Annotated in this window: 15 protein-coding genes and 1 tRNA gene; 9 read left to right on the top strand and 7 right to left on the bottom strand. The window is 61.3% G+C overall.

Features of this window, described 5'->3' with window-relative positions; all coding sequences use genetic code 11:
• Window positions 1–22 precede the first annotated feature (22 nt).
• Complete coding sequence (locus ACZRMO_RS17220; protein ID WP_463973599.1) at window positions 23–1,417, top strand: aminotransferase-like domain-containing protein; 1,395 nt, start codon at window positions 23–25, stop codon at window positions 1,415–1,417.
• Here ACZRMO_RS17220 and panB read toward each other — a convergent pair.
• On the bottom strand, window positions 1,405–2,220 hold the full coding sequence (panB, locus tag ACZRMO_RS17215) for a 3-methyl-2-oxobutanoate hydroxymethyltransferase (RefSeq protein WP_463973598.1): 816 nt from the start codon (window positions 2,218–2,220) through the stop codon (window positions 1,405–1,407). The genes ACZRMO_RS17220 and panB overlap by 13 nt on opposite strands.
• A gap of 165 nt (window positions 2,221–2,385) precedes the next feature.
• Here panB and ACZRMO_RS17210 point away from each other — a divergent pair, with 165 nt between their 5' ends.
• The 4 genes from ACZRMO_RS17210 to ACZRMO_RS17195 all read left to right on the top strand — a co-directional run bounded on the left by ACZRMO_RS17210 (window position 2,386) and on the right by ACZRMO_RS17195 (window position 4,015).
• Window positions 2,386–2,538: a DUF2986 domain-containing protein gene (locus tag ACZRMO_RS17210; RefSeq protein ID WP_463973597.1), complete on the top strand. Its 153-nt coding sequence runs from the start codon at window positions 2,386–2,388 to the stop codon at window positions 2,536–2,538.
• A 95-nt stretch (window positions 2,539–2,633) separates the two neighbouring features.
• The gene (locus ACZRMO_RS17205) at window positions 2,634–2,909 is read left to right on the top strand and encodes a metal/formaldehyde-sensitive transcriptional repressor (protein ID WP_463973596.1); all 276 of its coding nucleotides are present in this window, start codon (window positions 2,634–2,636) and stop codon (window positions 2,907–2,909) included.
• A complete protein-coding gene (gene dmeF / locus ACZRMO_RS17200; RefSeq protein ID WP_463973595.1) occupies window positions 2,906–3,802 on the top strand; it encodes a CDF family Co(II)/Ni(II) efflux transporter DmeF in 897 nt (298 codons plus the stop codon). The genes ACZRMO_RS17205 and dmeF overlap by 4 nt, the downstream gene beginning before the upstream one ends.
• A 33-nt stretch (window positions 3,803–3,835) precedes the next feature.
• Window positions 3,836–4,015 (top strand): DUF1289 domain-containing protein, encoded by a 180-nt coding sequence (locus tag ACZRMO_RS17195; protein ID WP_463973594.1) that lies wholly within the window; start codon window positions 3,836–3,838, stop codon window positions 4,013–4,015.
• 3 nt (window positions 4,016–4,018) lie between these two features.
• Here the strand turns inward: ACZRMO_RS17195 and ACZRMO_RS17190 are convergent, their stop codons facing one another.
• The gene (locus tag ACZRMO_RS17190) at window positions 4,019–4,816 is read right to left on the bottom strand and encodes a DNA/RNA non-specific endonuclease (RefSeq protein WP_463973593.1); all 798 of its coding nucleotides are present in this window, start codon (window positions 4,814–4,816) and stop codon (window positions 4,019–4,021) included.
• A gap of 94 nt (window positions 4,817–4,910) precedes the next feature.
• Window positions 4,911–6,128: an MFS transporter gene (locus tag ACZRMO_RS17185; RefSeq protein WP_463973592.1), complete on the bottom strand. Its 1,218-nt coding sequence runs from the start codon at window positions 6,126–6,128 to the stop codon at window positions 4,911–4,913.
• A gap of 121 nt (window positions 6,129–6,249) precedes the next feature.
• Between ACZRMO_RS17185 and ACZRMO_RS17180 the strand changes: the two genes are divergently transcribed.
• Together ACZRMO_RS17180 and ACZRMO_RS17175 are read left to right on the top strand one after the other, a co-directional pair.
• On the top strand, window positions 6,250–6,888 hold the full coding sequence (locus tag ACZRMO_RS17180; protein ID WP_463973591.1) for a TetR/AcrR family transcriptional regulator: 639 nt from the start codon (window positions 6,250–6,252) through the stop codon (window positions 6,886–6,888).
• A 131-nt stretch (window positions 6,889–7,019) separates the two neighbouring features.
• Window positions 7,020–8,882: a DUF3857 domain-containing transglutaminase family protein gene (locus ACZRMO_RS17175; protein WP_463973590.1), complete on the top strand. Its 1,863-nt coding sequence runs from the start codon at window positions 7,020–7,022 to the stop codon at window positions 8,880–8,882.
• A gap of 95 nt (window positions 8,883–8,977) precedes the next feature.
• Here ACZRMO_RS17175 and ACZRMO_RS17170 read toward each other — a convergent pair.
• Window positions 8,978–9,053 (bottom strand) — tRNA-Asn (locus ACZRMO_RS17170).
• 50 nt (window positions 9,054–9,103) lie between these two features.
• On the bottom strand, window positions 9,104–10,000 hold the full coding sequence (locus ACZRMO_RS17165) for a LysR family transcriptional regulator (protein ID WP_463973589.1): 897 nt from the start codon (window positions 9,998–10,000) through the stop codon (window positions 9,104–9,106).
• 101 nt (window positions 10,001–10,101) lie between these two features.
• On the opposite strand from ACZRMO_RS17165, the gene lldD reads away from it, so the two are divergent.
• A complete protein-coding gene (lldD, locus tag ACZRMO_RS17160; protein ID WP_448183711.1) occupies window positions 10,102–11,238 on the top strand; it encodes an FMN-dependent L-lactate dehydrogenase LldD in 1,137 nt (378 codons plus the stop codon).
• A gap of 290 nt (window positions 11,239–11,528) precedes the next feature.
• Window positions 11,529–12,455 (top strand): GGDEF domain-containing protein, encoded by a 927-nt coding sequence (locus tag ACZRMO_RS17155; RefSeq protein ID WP_463973588.1) that lies wholly within the window; start codon window positions 11,529–11,531, stop codon window positions 12,453–12,455.
• 21 nt (window positions 12,456–12,476) lie between these two features.
• Here the strand turns inward: ACZRMO_RS17155 and ACZRMO_RS17150 are convergent, their stop codons facing one another.
• Entirely contained in the window at window positions 12,477–13,256 is a 780-nt protein-coding gene (locus tag ACZRMO_RS17150) for a TenA family transcriptional regulator (protein WP_463973726.1), read from the bottom strand.
• A 78-nt stretch (window positions 13,257–13,334) separates the two neighbouring features.
• Window positions 13,335–15,797, bottom strand: a complete 2,463-nt coding sequence (locus ACZRMO_RS17145) for an EAL domain-containing protein (protein ID WP_463973587.1) — start codon at window positions 15,795–15,797, stop codon at window positions 13,335–13,337.
• Between the last annotated feature and the right edge of the window lie 47 nt (window positions 15,798–15,844).

Genomic DNA, 15,844 nt, shown 5'->3' with positions numbered 1-15,844 from the left:
GGCTTGATAGGCAGGAGGAACCATGGACAAGACCAACGCCACGCCCTTCGCCTACCAAGCCGTCTACCGCTACCTCGTCGAGTTGATCGAGACGGCCCCGGCGCAAGGCGTACACAAGCTGCCATCCCTGCGCCAACTCGCCCAGCGCCTGGGGGTGTCGGTCTCGACCACCAAGTACGCCTATGCATTGCTCGAAGATGAAGGACGCATCTGCGCCAGACCCAAGCAGGGTTATTTCACTCGGTTGATGCCAGTTGTTGCAGTGAATGAACGCTTACCCAACCTGCTTGACCAGGTTTTCGCCAGCGCCCGTCAGCCGGACATGCTGGCCTTGAGCAGCGACGCGCCGGCCATGCTGCTGTCGCTGGAAAACCCGTTACTGATGATCGAGCGCGAACGGGCTCGCCACTACCCGCGCTCACCCACCCCGCTTTTCCTGCCGTTCGGTGAAACCGAATTACGCGCGGCGCTGGCCGAACGCTACACCCGTTCCACTGACGACTATTGGCAGGCGGATCAGGTGTATATCGGCGCGGACCTGCACAGTGTGCTGGCATTGTCTCTGCGCGCGCTGAACCTGGAAGGCAGCGTGGCGCTGGTGGAATCACCCTGTTCGTGGGCGATCCTGCACCAGTTGCAGGCGGCCCGGATCCGCGTGATCGAAATGCCGCTCGACGCCGACGGGCGCTTTGACCTCGGTGCACTGGATGACGTGCTCAACAGGGAACCCATCCGCCTGGCCGTACTGTCCTCGACGGTGAACACGCCCCACGGCAGCGTGACACCGGCCGAGGACAAGCAACAGATCTGTCACTGGCTGGCGCAACGGGCGATCTGGCTGTTCGAAAACGACACGTACGGCGAACTGTACTTCGCCGCACAACCGGCCCGTTACCGCGACTTTGCCGACCCACAGAAACTGCTGGTGTTCTCCACCTTCGACAAGGTCATCGGCGCGGAAGCGCCCTACGGCTACGTGCTGTGTCGCGGGCACGCGGCGCAGTTGCAGCAGCAGTTCCGGGAGCGGGCATTCCGCCTGTCGCCGAGCCGCCAGAAAGCCATCGCCAAACTGTTCGGCACCCGGCGTTTCGACCTGCATCTACAGGCCCTGCGCGCCCTGCTGATGGAACACATGACGCGCCTGCGCAGCCTGCTGGATGAACACGGCGCGGGCCTGTTCCATGTAATCCCGCCGCAAGGTGGCGCGTGTTTCTGGTTGGAGGCCACGCATCCGGTCGACATGCGTCACCTATTCGAACGCCTGCTGGCCCAGCACATCGTCATTGCCCCGGGGGAACTGTTCAGCCAGCAAGGCGCCTGGAAACATCACCTGCGCCTGAGCTTCACCGTCGACTGGAGCAAGGATATTGCCCGCGCCGTGCAGCACCTGGCCCAGGCCATCCGTCATAGCCCATAACAATGCCGCGCCTCAGGGAAACGTCCATGGCGCACGTCGTCGGCATAACGCGCGCAGGCATCGCGGATCACCGCGCCCACGTCGGCGTACTGCTTGACGAAGCGCGGCACATGCTCACCGCCCAGGCCCAGCACATCTTCAGTGACCAGCACCTGGCCGTCGCAAGCCGGTGAAGCACCGATGCCAATGGTGGGCATTTTCGAGTCCAGGGTGATCTGCCGCGCCACGCCTTCGGCGACCCCTTCCAGCAGCAGGCTGAAGGCCCCGGCCTGCAAGTTCGCGCGCGCATCCTCGGCAATCACCGCGCCGGTCTCGGCCGTGAGGCCCTGGGCCTTGAAGCCGCCCATCACGTTGACGAACTGCGGCATCAACCCCACATGCGCCATCACCGGAATGCCGCGTGCCACCAGAAACTCGACGGTGCCCGCCAACGCCTGGTTGGCTTCCAGCTTGACCGCATCGCAACCCGTGCGCGCCAGCACCTGGGCACAATTGCGAAAGGCTTGCTCGTTGGATTCCTGGTAACTGCCGAACGGCATGTCGGCGATGACACAGGCCAGCCGCGTGCTATCGACCACCGCACGGGTGTGGCCGATGATTTCTTCGAGCTGCATGCTCAGGGTCGATGGCCTTCCGTAACCGACCATGGCGGTGGAGTCGCCGATCAGGATGAAGTCCACCAGCGGGTCGATCAGCGTGGCAATGGCGCTGGAATAGGCGGTCAGGGAGACGATTTTCTGCTGGCCCTTCATCGCCACCAGTTGCGGGACGGTCATGCGTTTGGTGCGGGTGTGGATGCTCATCAATGTCTTCCGTTAGCGCTGGATGCTCGGGTATTGCACGGCCCGATTATTGGCGAAGCGCAAGGCGATTCAATGCACAGATCGGCGCTAAAAAGCGACCCAGGGAAACGGTCACGGTTTTTTAAGCTGGTATCATTCGCCCATTCACCCGTCGGATAAAAACCCATGAATCGCCAGAAAAAACTGCAGCAACTATTCAAGGCCAAAGCTAAGAAGGCCAACGCCAAACTGGCGCCCAAATCCAAAGACAAATACATCAGCAAAGCCGACCGCCTGAAGCTGGCTGAAGAAGCCGCCCCGGTTACGGAACACGAGTGACCCAAGCGGTTTGACGACGCTGTGGAACCGCACCTTGTTATAGGGGGGTGGGGTATGCAATGATCGCCTCCTTCATAGGTAGGGGGGGTATATCCATGGGCCACGTATCCGCAAACAAAGACAGCTTGATCAAACGCGTAAAACGCATCGCCGGGCAGATCCAGGCCCTTGAGCGCGAGCTGGAAGCGGACGCCGACTGCGCCAAGACCCTGCACCTGGTCGCCGCCACACGCGGCGCGATCAACGGCCTGATGGAAGAAATCATCGAAGACCATGCCAGGGCGCACGTGGCCGACCCGACCCTCTCCGAGGAAGCACGCAGCAAGGGCGTCGAGGAGCTGCTTGAAGCCATCCGGCGCTACTCCAAATGAGCCTCGCCAATAGCCATACCCACGAACACGTGTTCCTCGGCTCATCCCACGATGAAAACGCCCGGCGCACCTTGTGGGTCGTGTTGCTGACGGTGGCGATGATGGTGGTGGAAATCGCTGCCGGCGCAATCACCGGCTCCATGGCCCTGCTCGCTGACGGTTTTCACATGGCCACCCATGCCGGCGCGTTGGGTATTGCTGCCGCTGCGTACGCCTATGCCAAACGGCATGCGAACAGCCCGCGCTACAGCTTTGGCACAGGCAAGGTCGGTGATCTCGGCGGCTTTGCCTCGGCGCTGATCCTGGCGCTGGTGTCGCTGGGGATTGGCGTGGAGTCGGTGATGCGCCTGCTCGACCCTGCCGAGGTGCAATTCGGCACCGCCACCTTGATCGCCGTGGTTGGCCTGGTCGTCAATATCGTCAGTGCGCTGCTCTTGGGCCACGGTCATAGCCACGATCACGACCATCACCACGGCCATGACAACAACCTGCGCTCTGCCTACGTCCACGTCATCGCCGATGCGCTGACCTCAGTGCTCGCCATTGCCGCGTTGCTGGCCGGGCGCTACCTGGGCTGGGTGTGGCTGGACCCGGTGATGGGCATTGTCGGCGCCATCGTCATTGCGCGCTGGGCCTGGAGCTTGATGGGGGTGACCGCTGGCGTGCTGCTGGACCGCACCGACGAGCACGTCGCCGCCGAGATCCGCGAGCTGGTTGAGCAGCCTGGCGATGCGCGGATCACCGACTTGCACGTCTGGCGTGTAGGGCCCGACGCACACGCGGCGATTGTCAGCGTGGTGGGCTGTGCGACGACGGATGCCGAGGGCATTCGCGAGCGCCTCAAGCCGGTGCACGAAGTGAGCCACCTCACCGTCGAATTTCGCGCCGTGTAACCACGGCCACTTATTCCAACCCCGGGTGAACCCTTGGCTAAAGATATCGAGAACCCCTGCATCTCCACCTGTCAGCTCAGCGGCGATCTTTGCGTCAGTTGCGGACGCAGCAAGGATGACATCCGTAAATGGAAAAAGATGAAACGCCCGGAGAAAATGGCCGCCGTGCAACGGGCGACCCAGCGTTTGAAGGCGCTGAAAAAGGCCAGGTAGCCGTCAGGTACGTCCCACCGAGCCCGACACGGGAAGGTTGCCGAGCAACTTGAGCCCGGTACTTTTCACAAAGGTGTCGTAGTCCATCGGTTTCTGGATGCGGGTTTCGGCGTTGGGCAGCACGTAGGCCCAGGCGCGCTTGGACGAGGCGTCGTATACCAGCTTGAACAACCGCGTCGGTACCCACACCCGGTTGTCGCCGATGGTGCTGTAGCCGGCGTCGAACAGCGGGCCGGTGAACACATACACATCGCCGCCGGCACGCACGGCAAACTTGCGCACATCGGCCTCGACCTTGCTCCAGATCTTGCGGTTGTTGGTGGGGTCTTGCGGCACCATGTTCGACAACGCAAACGACTGGGCCATGGCATTGGCGTTGGGTGCGTCGGCGGCTGGGGATTGGTGGCCACGGTCCACGGCCGGGTGCTGGCTGCGGTAGTCGCTCAACTCGGCGCGGCCACCTTTGGGAATGCGCGGGTCGGCGTAGAACTGGTTGGTACGTTCCTCACCCTTGGCGTCTTTCAATTGCGCGGCATTCAGGCGTTCGACCACCACCAGTGGGGTCTTGCTGGCCTGCGAATAGAGCACTGCAAAGTGATCGGAGCACAGCGCCAGGGGTTTCATGGCGGCAGGCACCGTGGCGGTGTTGATTGGTTTTGCGGTGGGAAACAGCTCGGTGCAACTGTCGAATGACAGCTGTTTTTGTTGCTTGGTGTAGAGGTCTGACTGACTGCGGGCATTCGCCCCGGCGGAAAGCAAAACAAGGGCTGACAGCCCAACGGCAATTTTGCGTAGGTACATGGGTTAAATCTTCAGAAGAGAGTCAAGCGACAGGCTCCGGCGAGCGGAGCCAAGTGGATGATATTGCAGGGATTATTGACTACAGGATGTCAGATTAGTGCCCGACGGCTGCAGGTTTTCCCGCACCCCGCGCTCCCGGCTTGAACCCATGACTGCGAGCGCCCCAGGCCAGCGCAAATGACAGCGCGATCAGCGCCAGCATCGCCCACGGAAACGACGTCGCTCCCCAGGTCTCCAGCAACACCCCGCCGGCCACGCCGCTGGCGGCAATCGCGCTGTTCCACGCCACCACATTCAGCGATAGCGCGACGTCCGCGCCCTCTCCCGCCGCGTCGGCCAGGGCGGTTTGCAACAGTGTCGCGGCGCCGCCGAAGCTCAGGCCCCACACGGCGACACCGAGGTAAATCACCAGTGGCAAGTTTCCGACAAAACCAAACACCACGCTGACCCCCGCGAACGTCGCGAGGCTGACCAAAACGGTTTGGCGCAGTAACGGCTCGACCAATCTGGCCGTCAGCCAAATCCCCGCCAACGCGGCCACCCCAAACACCAGCAGTACCCCATCCACTCGCGCCGCCAGGCCTGCTTGCGCCACAAACGGGGCGATGTAGGTGTACAGAATGTTGTGCGCCAGCATCCAACTGATCACCACCGCCAGCACCGGCCGCACGCCCGGCGTGGTCAGCACCTGGCCCAGGGACACACGCTGATGCGCGGCCTGTGGTGGATAGTCCGGAACCTTCACCAACACCCAGACGATCAGCCCCAACGTCAGCGCCGACATCAGGCCGAACGTGGTGCGCCAACCCATCAACCCGCCCAGCCACGTACCCAGCGGCACACCCAGCGACAATGCGATCGGCGTGCCGACCATCGCCAATGCCAGCGCCCTGCCCTGCTGGTGCGGCGCGACCATACGCCGGGCGTAACCGGCCAACAGGCTCCAGGCCAATCCCGCCGCGACACCGGCAAAAAAACGCGCAACCAGGGTCACGCCATAGTGGGATGACAGCGCCGTAATGGAGTTGAACAGCAGGAAGCCGACGATGGTCAGCAGCAGCACATTACGCCGGCGCCAGCCCCGGGTCGCAATGGTCATGGGGATCACCGCGAGCACCGAGCCCAGCGCATACGCGGTGACCATCTGCCCGGCCATCGACGGCGAGATCGCCAGGCCCTCGCTGATCAATGGCAGCAGGCCCGCAGGCAAGGTTTCGGTGACGATGCAGATAAAACCGGTCATGGCCAGGGCGAGCAAGGCGCCGATGGGCAGGCGTTCGGATGACGCGGATAAGCTGAGTGAGGGGGTCACGGGAAACTCCTTGGAGGGACTTAGATACTGATCGATATAAATGTTGCAGGCGCTGACGGCACGTTGTCAACGACTTATGTATCGACTAGTATTTATCTCGCTTCCCCACCGGAGACCGCAAATGGCACAAATGGGCCGACCCCGTAACTTCGACCGCGACCACGCCGTAGAACAGGCCATGCACCTGTTCTGGCAACACGGCTACGACGCCACTTCCCTCGCCCAGCTCAAAGCCGGACTGGGTGGCGGCATCTCTGCGCCGAGTTTTTACGCCGCGTTCGGCTCCAAGGAAGCCCTGTTCGACGAATGCGTGCAGCGCTACCTGGCGACCTACGCCCAAGTCACCGAATGCCTGTGGGACGAAACCCTGCTGCCGCGCCAAGCCATCGAGACCGCACTGCGCCAGTCGGCGCGCATGCAGTGTGAAGACGGGCATCCCAAGGGCTGCATGGTGGCGCTTGGTGTCATGAGTGCACCGAGCCCCGAGAATGCGCGGGTGGCGGATGCGCTGACGCAATCCCGGGTGCGCACGCGGGCGGGAATCGTGGCCTGCGTCGAGCGTGCGATCCGCGCCGGGCAATTGCCCGACATGCCGAGCGGCGCAGCGATGGCAGCGGTGTTCGACAGCTTTTTGCAGGGCGTTTCGATCCTCGCGCGCGATAACGTGCCCCATGCCGTGATCGACGCGGCGATTACCCAACTGCTGCTGACGTGGGACATCGCAGCCTCGGTTGTAGCGCCACGTATCAAGCAGTACTGATGGGCTGACCATCCGTAAAAAGCCAGCAGGCCCTTCGCCATCTCTATATAGTAACGCTTCGCATTAGCGAATTAGCCAAGGAGCGCGCACCCTCTTGAAGACGGTGCGCGTCATCGTTCAGAAGGATCTTTATGCAAGGCTTTACGCTCTTCCCGGCACGCCTTTTGGGTGTGCTGGCCGTGGTCGTTTGCGGGCTGTTCACTGCACAAGCTCAGGCCGACGACACCGACCACTCGCTCACCATCGAAAAAAACACCCAGTCTTATGTGGTCAACGCCGACGGCAGCTTTGTGCTCGACGTGGAAATGATCGCCAAGGTCAATGAAGAGCGCGCAATCAAATTGCACGCCCAGCGTCCCCTGGCCTTCAACCGCACACTGGAAACCCTGAAGGTCGTCGAGGCCTACACCCAGAAAGCCAGCGGCCGCAAAATCCGCGTGCAACCCAAACAGATCAAGGAACAGCAGGAGCAGGCTTCGGCGGATGCGCCGATGTTCCAGGATTCGCGGGTCAAAGTGGTGATCTTCCCGGATGTGGCCGTGGGCGACCGCCTGGTCTTGCGGTATCAGCGTCAACGCAACAAGCCGTTGTTTCCCCAGCAGTTTGAAGACATGAACGCGCCGGACTTCTACCACACCGAGCAGACCAGCTATTCCTACGATATGCCGGCGAATATGCCCTTGTACGCTGACGCCAAAGGCTACAAGGCGTCCACGCCTGCAGCGGCGCCCGGACGCAAGATCTATCGCTGGGACCTGCAGCCCACCGAGAAATCCCGCATAGAAAACGGCGCTGTCGCCTACACCGACTACGGGCAATTCATGGCCGTATCGACGTTCGCCGACTACAACCAATTTGCCCAAGCCTACGCTGCCCGTGCCCAGGTTGACGTGACGCCCGCCATCACACAGCTGGCCAAGGAACTCACCGCCCAGCTCGACACGCCCCGCAGCAAAGCCCTGGCGCTAAGTGACTGGGTGCGCAAGAACATTCGCTACGTCGCCGTGTACGTCGGCGCCGGCGGCGTGGTGCCACACCCGGCGCAGGCGGTGCTGGACAACCGTTACGGCGACTGCAAAGACCATGTCGCCCTGCTCGAAGCCCTGCTCAAGGCCGTGGCCATCGAAAGCTCGCCCGCCCTGATCAACTTCGGCAACGCCTACGCCCTGCCAACCGTGCCGACGCTGGGGCTGCTCAACCATGCCATCACCTACGTGCCAAGCCTGGACCTGTACCTGGACTCCACCGCCACACCGCTTGCGGCCGGCTACCTGCCGATCCCGGAACTGGGCAAACCGGTGCTGCTGACCCAGACCGGCGTACTGGAACGCACGCCGATCAGCCAACTGAACAAGGTCGATAACACGCTGACATTCAACGTCGCAGACAGCGGTGCCGCCGACTTCAACAACATTTCCACCGTGGAAGGCTGGAGCGCAGAGTTCAATCGCTTCGTGTTCAAATCGCTGCCCCCTGCCGATTTGAAACAACTGACGCAGAAGATCCTCAGCATGTACGGCCAGTCCGGTGGTGGTGAAGTCGAGAGCGACCCACTAGACGGCAACGCACCGACCTTCAAGTCGGTGATCAAGGGCCACACCGACAACCTGGTCAACCTGCCAGGCCCCACCGGCGTACCGACCCTCTCCAGCCTCGCCGGCGGCATCTCCCAGAACGTGTTTGCGTTTATGGCCGAGAAAGAACGCACCCAGAACTTCACCTGCCTCTCAGGGGAAATCTCGGAGCAGGCCCGCTTCGACTTCCCCAAGACGGTAAACATTCTGGCAGTGCCCAAGGCGGTGTCGCTCAAGCAAGGCGGCTTCGATTACCAGGCCACCTACGCCCAGGATGGCAACGGCGTGGTGGTCACCCGCCACTACCAGTTCAACCACACCGACGCGCAATGCAGCCCGCAGGACTTCATCGCGATGAAGCCGGCAATTGAGGGGATGGTCAATGATCTGAAAAGTCAGGTGATTGTGCAAACGTTGTAAGGGCAAGGTTCACGCGCGATGGATGTCGCGCGTGACCGGTCGGGCAAAATCCAAGGCAAAAAAAAAGCCTGCATCTCTGCAGGCTTTTCTCTATCTGGCTCCACGACCTGGACTCGAACCAGGGACCCAATGATTAACAGTCATTTGCTCTACCAACTGAGCTATCGCGGAATTCGCCGTATGTTACTGATTAAAAAGAAGAAGTCAAGCTTCTTAAGCCATTAAAGCGGATGAGTGGTCAGAAGTGCCTGCTCTTTGGCCAGATCCAACCAGGCCCGTGCTGCTGGTGGCAGGTGGGCGCTGGCGCGCCAGGCCAGGGCGATGTGCCAGTCGGTGTGGGGTTCGTCCAGGGGGATCAGGGCGATGCCGGCGTGTTGGTGCTTGTGCGCCAGCATCCGCGGCAGGAAGGCGACGCCCAGGCCTGCGGAGACCAGGTCGACGATAAAGTCGATCTGCCCGCTGCGGGCGGCGACGCGCGGGGTCACGCCTTTGCGCTCGCAGGCGGCGAGGATCTTGGCATTCAGGGCGAAGCCGGCCTCGAACAGGATGAACGGTGAGTCGGCAAGATCAGTGAAATCGATGCGGGTGCGTCGTGCCAACGGATGGTCCACCGGCAACACGGCCATCAAGGGTTCGTTTCGCACCGGCTGGTAATCAAAGCCTTCATCCACCGGTAACAGCAGGGCTGCCAGGTCCACCTCCCCCGCTTCCAGGCATTCGCGCAGTTTTTTGCTGCCGTATTCGGTGAGCTCTATCTCGATGTCCGGATAGCGGCGGCGGTAAGTCGCAAACATCGCGGCGAACAGCACGCCGCACCCTACCGGTGGCAAGCCGATGCGCAGCACGCCGCGCTTGAGGCCGCGCAAGTCGTTGATCTCGGCCACCAGGTCGTTGTGTTCGGCGAGCAGCACCAGGGCACGGCGGTAGGTCATTTCACCGGCGGCGGTCAGTTCGTTGCGGTGCCCAAGACGATTGAGCAGCGGCATGCCCAGCTCGTCCTCCAGGGTCTTGACCGCTTTACTGACCGTGGATTGCGTCAGGGACACCACCTCAGCCGCCTGGGAAAAACCGCCCTGGCGCACCACTTCGACAAAGGTACGCAGCGTTCTGAGGTTCATCGGCATTCCTTTAGCGACTGGGTGCTAGTTGAAAAAGTTGTTTTTATCATGCCAGAGCTTTGCTTATCGTGGACCCCCTTTGACCTGTGGAGTTTACGCTGATGATCATTTCGTCCGCTTCCGATTACCGTGAAGCCGCCCGACGCAAGCTGCCGCGCTTTCTGTTCGATTACATCGACGGTGGTGCCAACGCTGAGCACACGATGCGCGCCAACGGTTCGGACCTGGCGAATATCAGCCTGCGTCAACGCATCCTGCGCAATGTCGACAACCTGAGCCTCAAGACCACGCTGTTTGGCCAGGAGCTGGCGCTGCCGGTGATCCTCAGCCCTGTAGGCCTGACAGGCATGTACGCACGTCGCGGTGAGGTGCAAGCCGCCAAGGCGGCGGCGAACAAGGGCATTCCCTTCTGCCTGTCCACGGTGTCGGTGTGCCCCATTGAAGAGGTCGCAGCGCAAAGCCCGCAGGCGATCTGGTTCCAACTCTATGTGCTCAAGGACCGCGGCTTCATGCGCAACGCCCTGGAGCGTGCGCAAGCTGCCGGGGTCACCACGCTGGTGTTCACCGTGGACATGCCGACGCCAGGTTCGCGTTATCGGGATGCGCACTCGGGCATGTCCGGCCCGTTCGCCGCGTCGCGGCGCATGCTGCAGGCGGTCACCAAGCCGCAATGGGCGCTGGATGTCGGGTTGTTGGGCCGCCCCCATGACTTGGGCAACATCTCCAAATACCTGGGCAAACCCACCCATCTCGAAGACTACATCGGCTGGCTGGCCAACAACTTCGACCCATCGATCAGCTGGAACGACTTGGAGTGGATCCGCGATTTCTGGAAGGGCCCGATGATCATCAAGGGCATCCTCGACCCGCAGGACGCCAAGGACGCCGTGAGTTTCGGCGCCGATGGCATCGTGGTCTCCAACCATGGCGGCCGGCAACTGGACGGCGTGCTGTCCACCGCCAAGGCGTTGCCGCCGATTGCCGAGGCCGTCGGTGATGACCTGACGGTCTTGGTGGACTCGGGCGTACGCTCCGGGCTCGACGTGGTGCGCATGCTCGCCCTCGGGGCCAAGGCGTGCCTGCTGGGACGCTCCACCGTCTACGCACTGGCCGCCGACGGCCAGCACGGGGTGGAAAACCTGCTGGATATCTTCGCCAAGGAAATGCGCGTGGCCATGACGCTGACCGGCGTGACCTCGATCGACCAGATCGACCACACGACGTTGGTGGGCCAATAGCCAAATAACCGGCGCCACTCTTTACATTCGCACGGGCGTGCCAATTACAGCTGATTGATTTAAAATAAGTTTTATAAAAACAAACTATTTGGCATGAATCTCGCTCTAACTCTTTTCAAGCAGGTTAGGCGATGACAAGACGTGTGGCAGTGCCCAGGGGTTATAACCCACTGCAAAGCGGTTTAAACTGTTTCCAATGTTTTACGGAACTGAGGGAACAGTACTACGCATGGCACTCGCCACTCTTATCGAGCCTGTAAGACAGTTAAGTGCTTAGAGGCTGATAGTTTATGAAAACACCGACCCAGACCCACGCAATCGACTTCGACAGTGCCAAGTTGCAACGCCTGGGTTTCGGTCAACCGTCCGTTCTGGCACGCCGCCCCACCACGGTCGCCCAGCTGCGCCAGCAGTTGAGCATGCACTTGCAGACCAGCCTGGAGCCCGAACGCATCCTCGGCCTGTTCTTCCGCGAGATCCAGCGCCTGGTCCCCCTCGACGCCCTCCAGTACCGCCACGAAGCCAGCGACCTGCGCCTGGAGTTCGGCCATCGCGGTCATCATTCGGTGAGCTACGCGTTGAGCCATGAAGGTGAGCATCTGGGTGAGCTGGTGTTCCGCCGCAACCAGCGCTTGCAGGAAGAAGAACTGAGCCAGCTCGAATCCCTGCTGGCCACCCTGCTCTACCCGATGCGCAACGCCCTGCTCTATCGCGCGGCCACCCGCAGCGCCCTGCTCGACCCGCTGACAGAAACCGGTAACCGCATCGCCATGGACCAAACCCTGCAACGGGAAATCGACATGGCACGCCGGCACCTGACCCCGCTGTCACTGCTGATGCTGGACATCGATCACTTCAAAGTCATCAACGATACCCACGGCCATACCGCCGGCGACAACGTACTGCGCACCGTGGCCCAGGCCATCAAGAACCAGTTGCGCAACGTCGATATGGTGTTCAGGTTTGGCGGGGAAGAGTTTCTGATCCTGCTGTCCAACACTGGCCGGGATGCGGCGGCGATGGTCGGCGAGCGCCTGCGCCAGGCGACACAAGCCCAGGATTATTGGGCGGAAGGTGAAAGAATCGAATTGACCGTCAGCCTTGGCTGCTCGACCCTGCTGGCCGCAGAATCGGCCGAAAGCCTGTTGCGCCGGGCCGACAGCGCCTTGTACGTGGCCAAGCGCGAAGGTCGCAACCGCTTGGCAATGGCGGGGTAGACCCCGCCATCACGGGTCACATCACGCTTCGCTGGCGACGCGCACCTGGCGCTCACGCACCGCCGCTGGCGCTTTCTCTTTCTCTTTCTCTTTCTCCAGACGCATGCAGCTTTCCAGGAACAGGTACATGTAGTCGTAGCTCTTGCACACGGCCTGGCGCAGCTCTGCCTGCAAGGCCTTGGTCGGGTTCATGCCGGCCAGGGTGCAGATGATTTCCAGCGCTTCCCACGGGTGGGCGTCATCGTACTGGGCATGCATCTTCAGCCACTTCATTGCACGCTTGCGCTCTTCTTCGGGGAAGGCAGCCGCGTAGACTCCGGTAGAACAGACCACGGCGGACCACTCCCCCGTCGCCCCCTCAATGGCGTAGTTGGTCGCGGCCACGGCCACGATCAGCGAGTCGGCTGAGCTGGTGTGCCAGCACCAGTGGCTCAAGGCGTGCAGTTCCGGCGGGACGTTCTGCGCCTGCAACTCCTCCAGGCTGACGCCATGGGCGCGGGCCCAATGCACCCAATAATCGGCGTGGTTCAACTCCACGCGAATATTGCGCATCAGCCAACGCCGCGCCATATCCTCCCCAGGATGACGGGCAAACTTGGTCTTGGTGAGGTTCTGTGCCATGTACAAGGCAAACTGCTCAACCACGGGCCAGCCACCGATCAGGTAGTGACGCATGGTCTTGGCGCTCAGCGTGTTATCGCGCATGCGCTGGTACAGTTCGTGTTCGACAACGCGGCGCTTGCTCTCGCTACAGTCCTGGATCAATTGCTGCGCCCAGGCGGGGTAACTCGAGGCTTCCATTAGCGGGCCGGTTCTGTTGAATGTGTCGATCACTATAAGGCTCCTTTTTAAGTGTGATAGTACAGACCAGCAGAGGTTTCAGCGGAATGTGCCGGGCGCCTTGAACAGCAGAGGCTGCGGCCGCACAGGTCGACACTGCAAGCTGTCAAAGGTAAACAATTGCGGGCGCTCGATCAGATAGCCCTGAGCGTAGTCCACACCTATCTCAAGTAGAGCCTGTTCGATATGGGGTGTTTCAACAAATTCGGCAATTGTGCGCTTACCCATGACGTGGCCGATGTGGTTGATCACTTCGACCATGGCGCGGTTAATCGGGTCGTCCAGCATATCCTTTACGAAACTTCCATCGATCTTCAGGAAGTCTACAGGTAAATGTTTGAGATAAGCGAACGAGGACATTCCGGCACAAAAGTCGTCGAGCGAGAAGTGACAACCTAACGCTTTGAGTTCATTAATAAAGCGAATAGCGCTGCCCAGATTGGCAATAGCACTGGTTTCAGTTATTTCAAAACAGATCATCGTTGGCGGAATACTGTAAGCCGCGAATTTCTCACGTAAAAAGCCGAGAAAGTCGTCATCGCCAATCGTAATGCCTGACAGATTAATCGCACACATCGCCATCGGCCGCCCCGGCCGCTCACGCATGCAGTTGGCGATGATCTTGAACACGTTCTCCACCACCCAACGGTCCAGCGACGTCATCAGGCCGTAACGCTCAGCGGCCGGAATAAAGCTGTCGGGCAGAATAATGCGGCCCGCCTCATCGTGCAGGCGCAGGAGGATTTCAACATGGCCAGTGCCACCATCGGTATGCCCCAGCGGTGAGATTTCCTGGGCGTACAGGCAGAAGCGGTTTTCTTCCAGGGCCATATGCAGGCGTTGCACCCAGGCCATCTCGCCAAAACGCAGGGACAGCTCCGAGTCATCGGCATGGTAGACCTGCACCCGGTTACGCCCCTTCTCCTTGGCCATATAGCAGGCCATGTCCGCCGCCCGCAGCGAGGTTTCCAGGGTGGTCGGCACGTGCGAAATATGCACCAGGCCAATGCTCACGGTGGTCATGAACGGCCGGCCCTTCCACACAAAATGCAGGCTTTGCACCGTATGGCGCAGGCTCTCGGCGATTTTTTCCGCCACCGACGCCGGGCAGTTTTCCAGCAGGATGCCGAACTCATCGCCCCCCAGCCGGGCCAAGGTGTCGCCTTCGCGCAGGTCCGATTGCAACAGCGCACAGATATGCCGCAGCAACTCATCGCCGGCCGCATGCCCGCAGGTGTCGTTGACCAGCTTGAATTGGTCCAGGTCGAGGAACATCAACGCGTGCCGTGGGTTTTGCTGACGGCCAACGTGGTGCAACACCTGCTCCAGGCGGAACTCGAACTCACGACGGTTGGCCAGGCCGGTCAAGGCGTCGTGGGAGGCCTGCCATGAAAGGTTGGCGATGTACTGGCGCTCCTGCGTCATGTCGTGCAGCACCAGCACCGCACCGCTGACCTTGCCGGCGCTGCGGATCGGCGCGCCGACCAGCGTCACCGAGACCGTACTGCCATCCAGGCGCTGGATCAGCTTGGAATGCTCGCTACCGCCACTGAGCTGGCCCTTGATGATGTGTTCGATCAGGGTAAAACCATCGGGCTCGGCGTTTTCATCGAGCAGATTGAACAGCGCAGCCAGCGGCAAGCCTTGGGCCTGGGCCGATTTCCAGTGGGTCAATGCCTCGGCGGCCGGGTTCATATAGGCGATGGCACCGTCAACGTCAGTGGTGATCACGCCATCGCCAATCGACTCCAGCGTAATCTGCGCACGCTCCTTTTCCGCCTGCAACGCGTCGGCGAACGCATGGCGCTGGGTCAACAGTTTGCGCGTGCGCAACAGCGCCAGCGCGATCAGGCCCAGGGCGGTAGCCAGGTTTGTGGTCAGCAACAGCCGCAGGATCATCCGCGAGCCTTCGCCCAAGGCATCGCTGAAGGCCTTGGCGGCCGGGGTCACGCCGTCATTGATGGCAATGATGCGCGCCTTCCACTGCCGCACGTCGTTGCCGCTGACGTGGTCCGAGCGGATCGCGCGGTGCATCTCCTGGGCCAGGTCATCCAGTTGCACCAGGTAGCCGTCGCCCACGGTCCACAGTTCGATGGCTTTTTCCAGGTAGCTGAAATGGCGAAAGTTGAGGTACAGCCAGATCAGGCTGGAGACATCATCAGGATGGTTGCCGCCCTTGAGGATGCCCTGGCGGGCCGCGGCGATATCCGGGGTGGAATGGTCGAAGGCGATGCGCAACTCATGCCCGCCCTGGGGCACGGCGATGGCCTGCTGGTACTTGAGGAACGTGGCTTCGTCGCGGTTATCGGCGTAGAGAGTGAGGTAGTAGATGGCGTCCTTCTGGCCCTTGGACCACAAGCTTTCGCCTGCTACGTACCCGCGCACTGCTGAAAGCACGTAGAGACTGACGCAGCCCAACAATGCCTGGAACAGCACGACGGCGATGAAGGGCCACACAATGCCCAACAGCCGAGGCGTTCCGAGAGTTCGCTTTTGCTTCATGAAGTCCCTTGCACATGCACTGCTTGATACGCACGCGAACATCCGCT

This window comes from Pseudomonas sp. B611, from assembly GCF_055407965.1.
This window is presented reverse-complemented; position numbering and strand designations above follow the sequence as displayed.

What these genes read in the sequence shown, in the direction of transcription:
- ACZRMO_RS17165 (WP_463973589.1), bottom strand. Translation starts at nt 10,000, where the DNA reads ATGAACCTCAGAACGCTGCGTACCTTTGTCGAAGTGGTGCGCCAGGGC.
- ACZRMO_RS17155 (WP_463973588.1), top strand. Translation starts at nt 11,529, where the DNA reads ATGAAAACACCGACCCAGACCCACGCAATCGACTTCGACAGTGCCAAG.
- ACZRMO_RS17190 (WP_463973593.1), bottom strand. Translation starts at nt 4,816, where the DNA reads ATGTACCTACGCAAAATTGCCGTTGGGCTGTCAGCCCTTGTTTTGCTT.
- ACZRMO_RS17150 (WP_463973726.1), bottom strand. Translation starts at nt 13,256, where the DNA reads ATGGAAGCCTCGAGTTACCCCGCCTGGGCGCAGCAATTGATCCAGGAC.
- lldD (WP_448183711.1), top strand. Translation starts at nt 10,102, where the DNA reads ATGATCATTTCGTCCGCTTCCGATTACCGTGAAGCCGCCCGACGCAAG.
- panB (WP_463973598.1), bottom strand. Translation starts at nt 2,220, where the DNA reads ATGAGCATCCACACCCGCACCAAACGCATGACCGTCCCGCAACTGGTG.
- ACZRMO_RS17145 (WP_463973587.1), bottom strand. Translation starts at nt 15,797, where the DNA reads ATGAAGCAAAAGCGAACTCTCGGAACGCCTCGGCTGTTGGGCATTGTG.
- ACZRMO_RS17175 (WP_463973590.1), top strand. Translation starts at nt 7,020, where the DNA reads ATGCAAGGCTTTACGCTCTTCCCGGCACGCCTTTTGGGTGTGCTGGCC.
- ACZRMO_RS17210 (WP_463973597.1), top strand. Translation starts at nt 2,386, where the DNA reads ATGAATCGCCAGAAAAAACTGCAGCAACTATTCAAGGCCAAAGCTAAG.
- ACZRMO_RS17180 (WP_463973591.1), top strand. Translation starts at nt 6,250, where the DNA reads ATGGCACAAATGGGCCGACCCCGTAACTTCGACCGCGACCACGCCGTA.
- ACZRMO_RS17220 (WP_463973599.1), top strand. Translation starts at nt 23, where the DNA reads ATGGACAAGACCAACGCCACGCCCTTCGCCTACCAAGCCGTCTACCGC.
- dmeF (WP_463973595.1), top strand. Translation starts at nt 2,906, where the DNA reads ATGAGCCTCGCCAATAGCCATACCCACGAACACGTGTTCCTCGGCTCA.
- ACZRMO_RS17205 (WP_463973596.1), top strand. Translation starts at nt 2,634, where the DNA reads ATGGGCCACGTATCCGCAAACAAAGACAGCTTGATCAAACGCGTAAAA.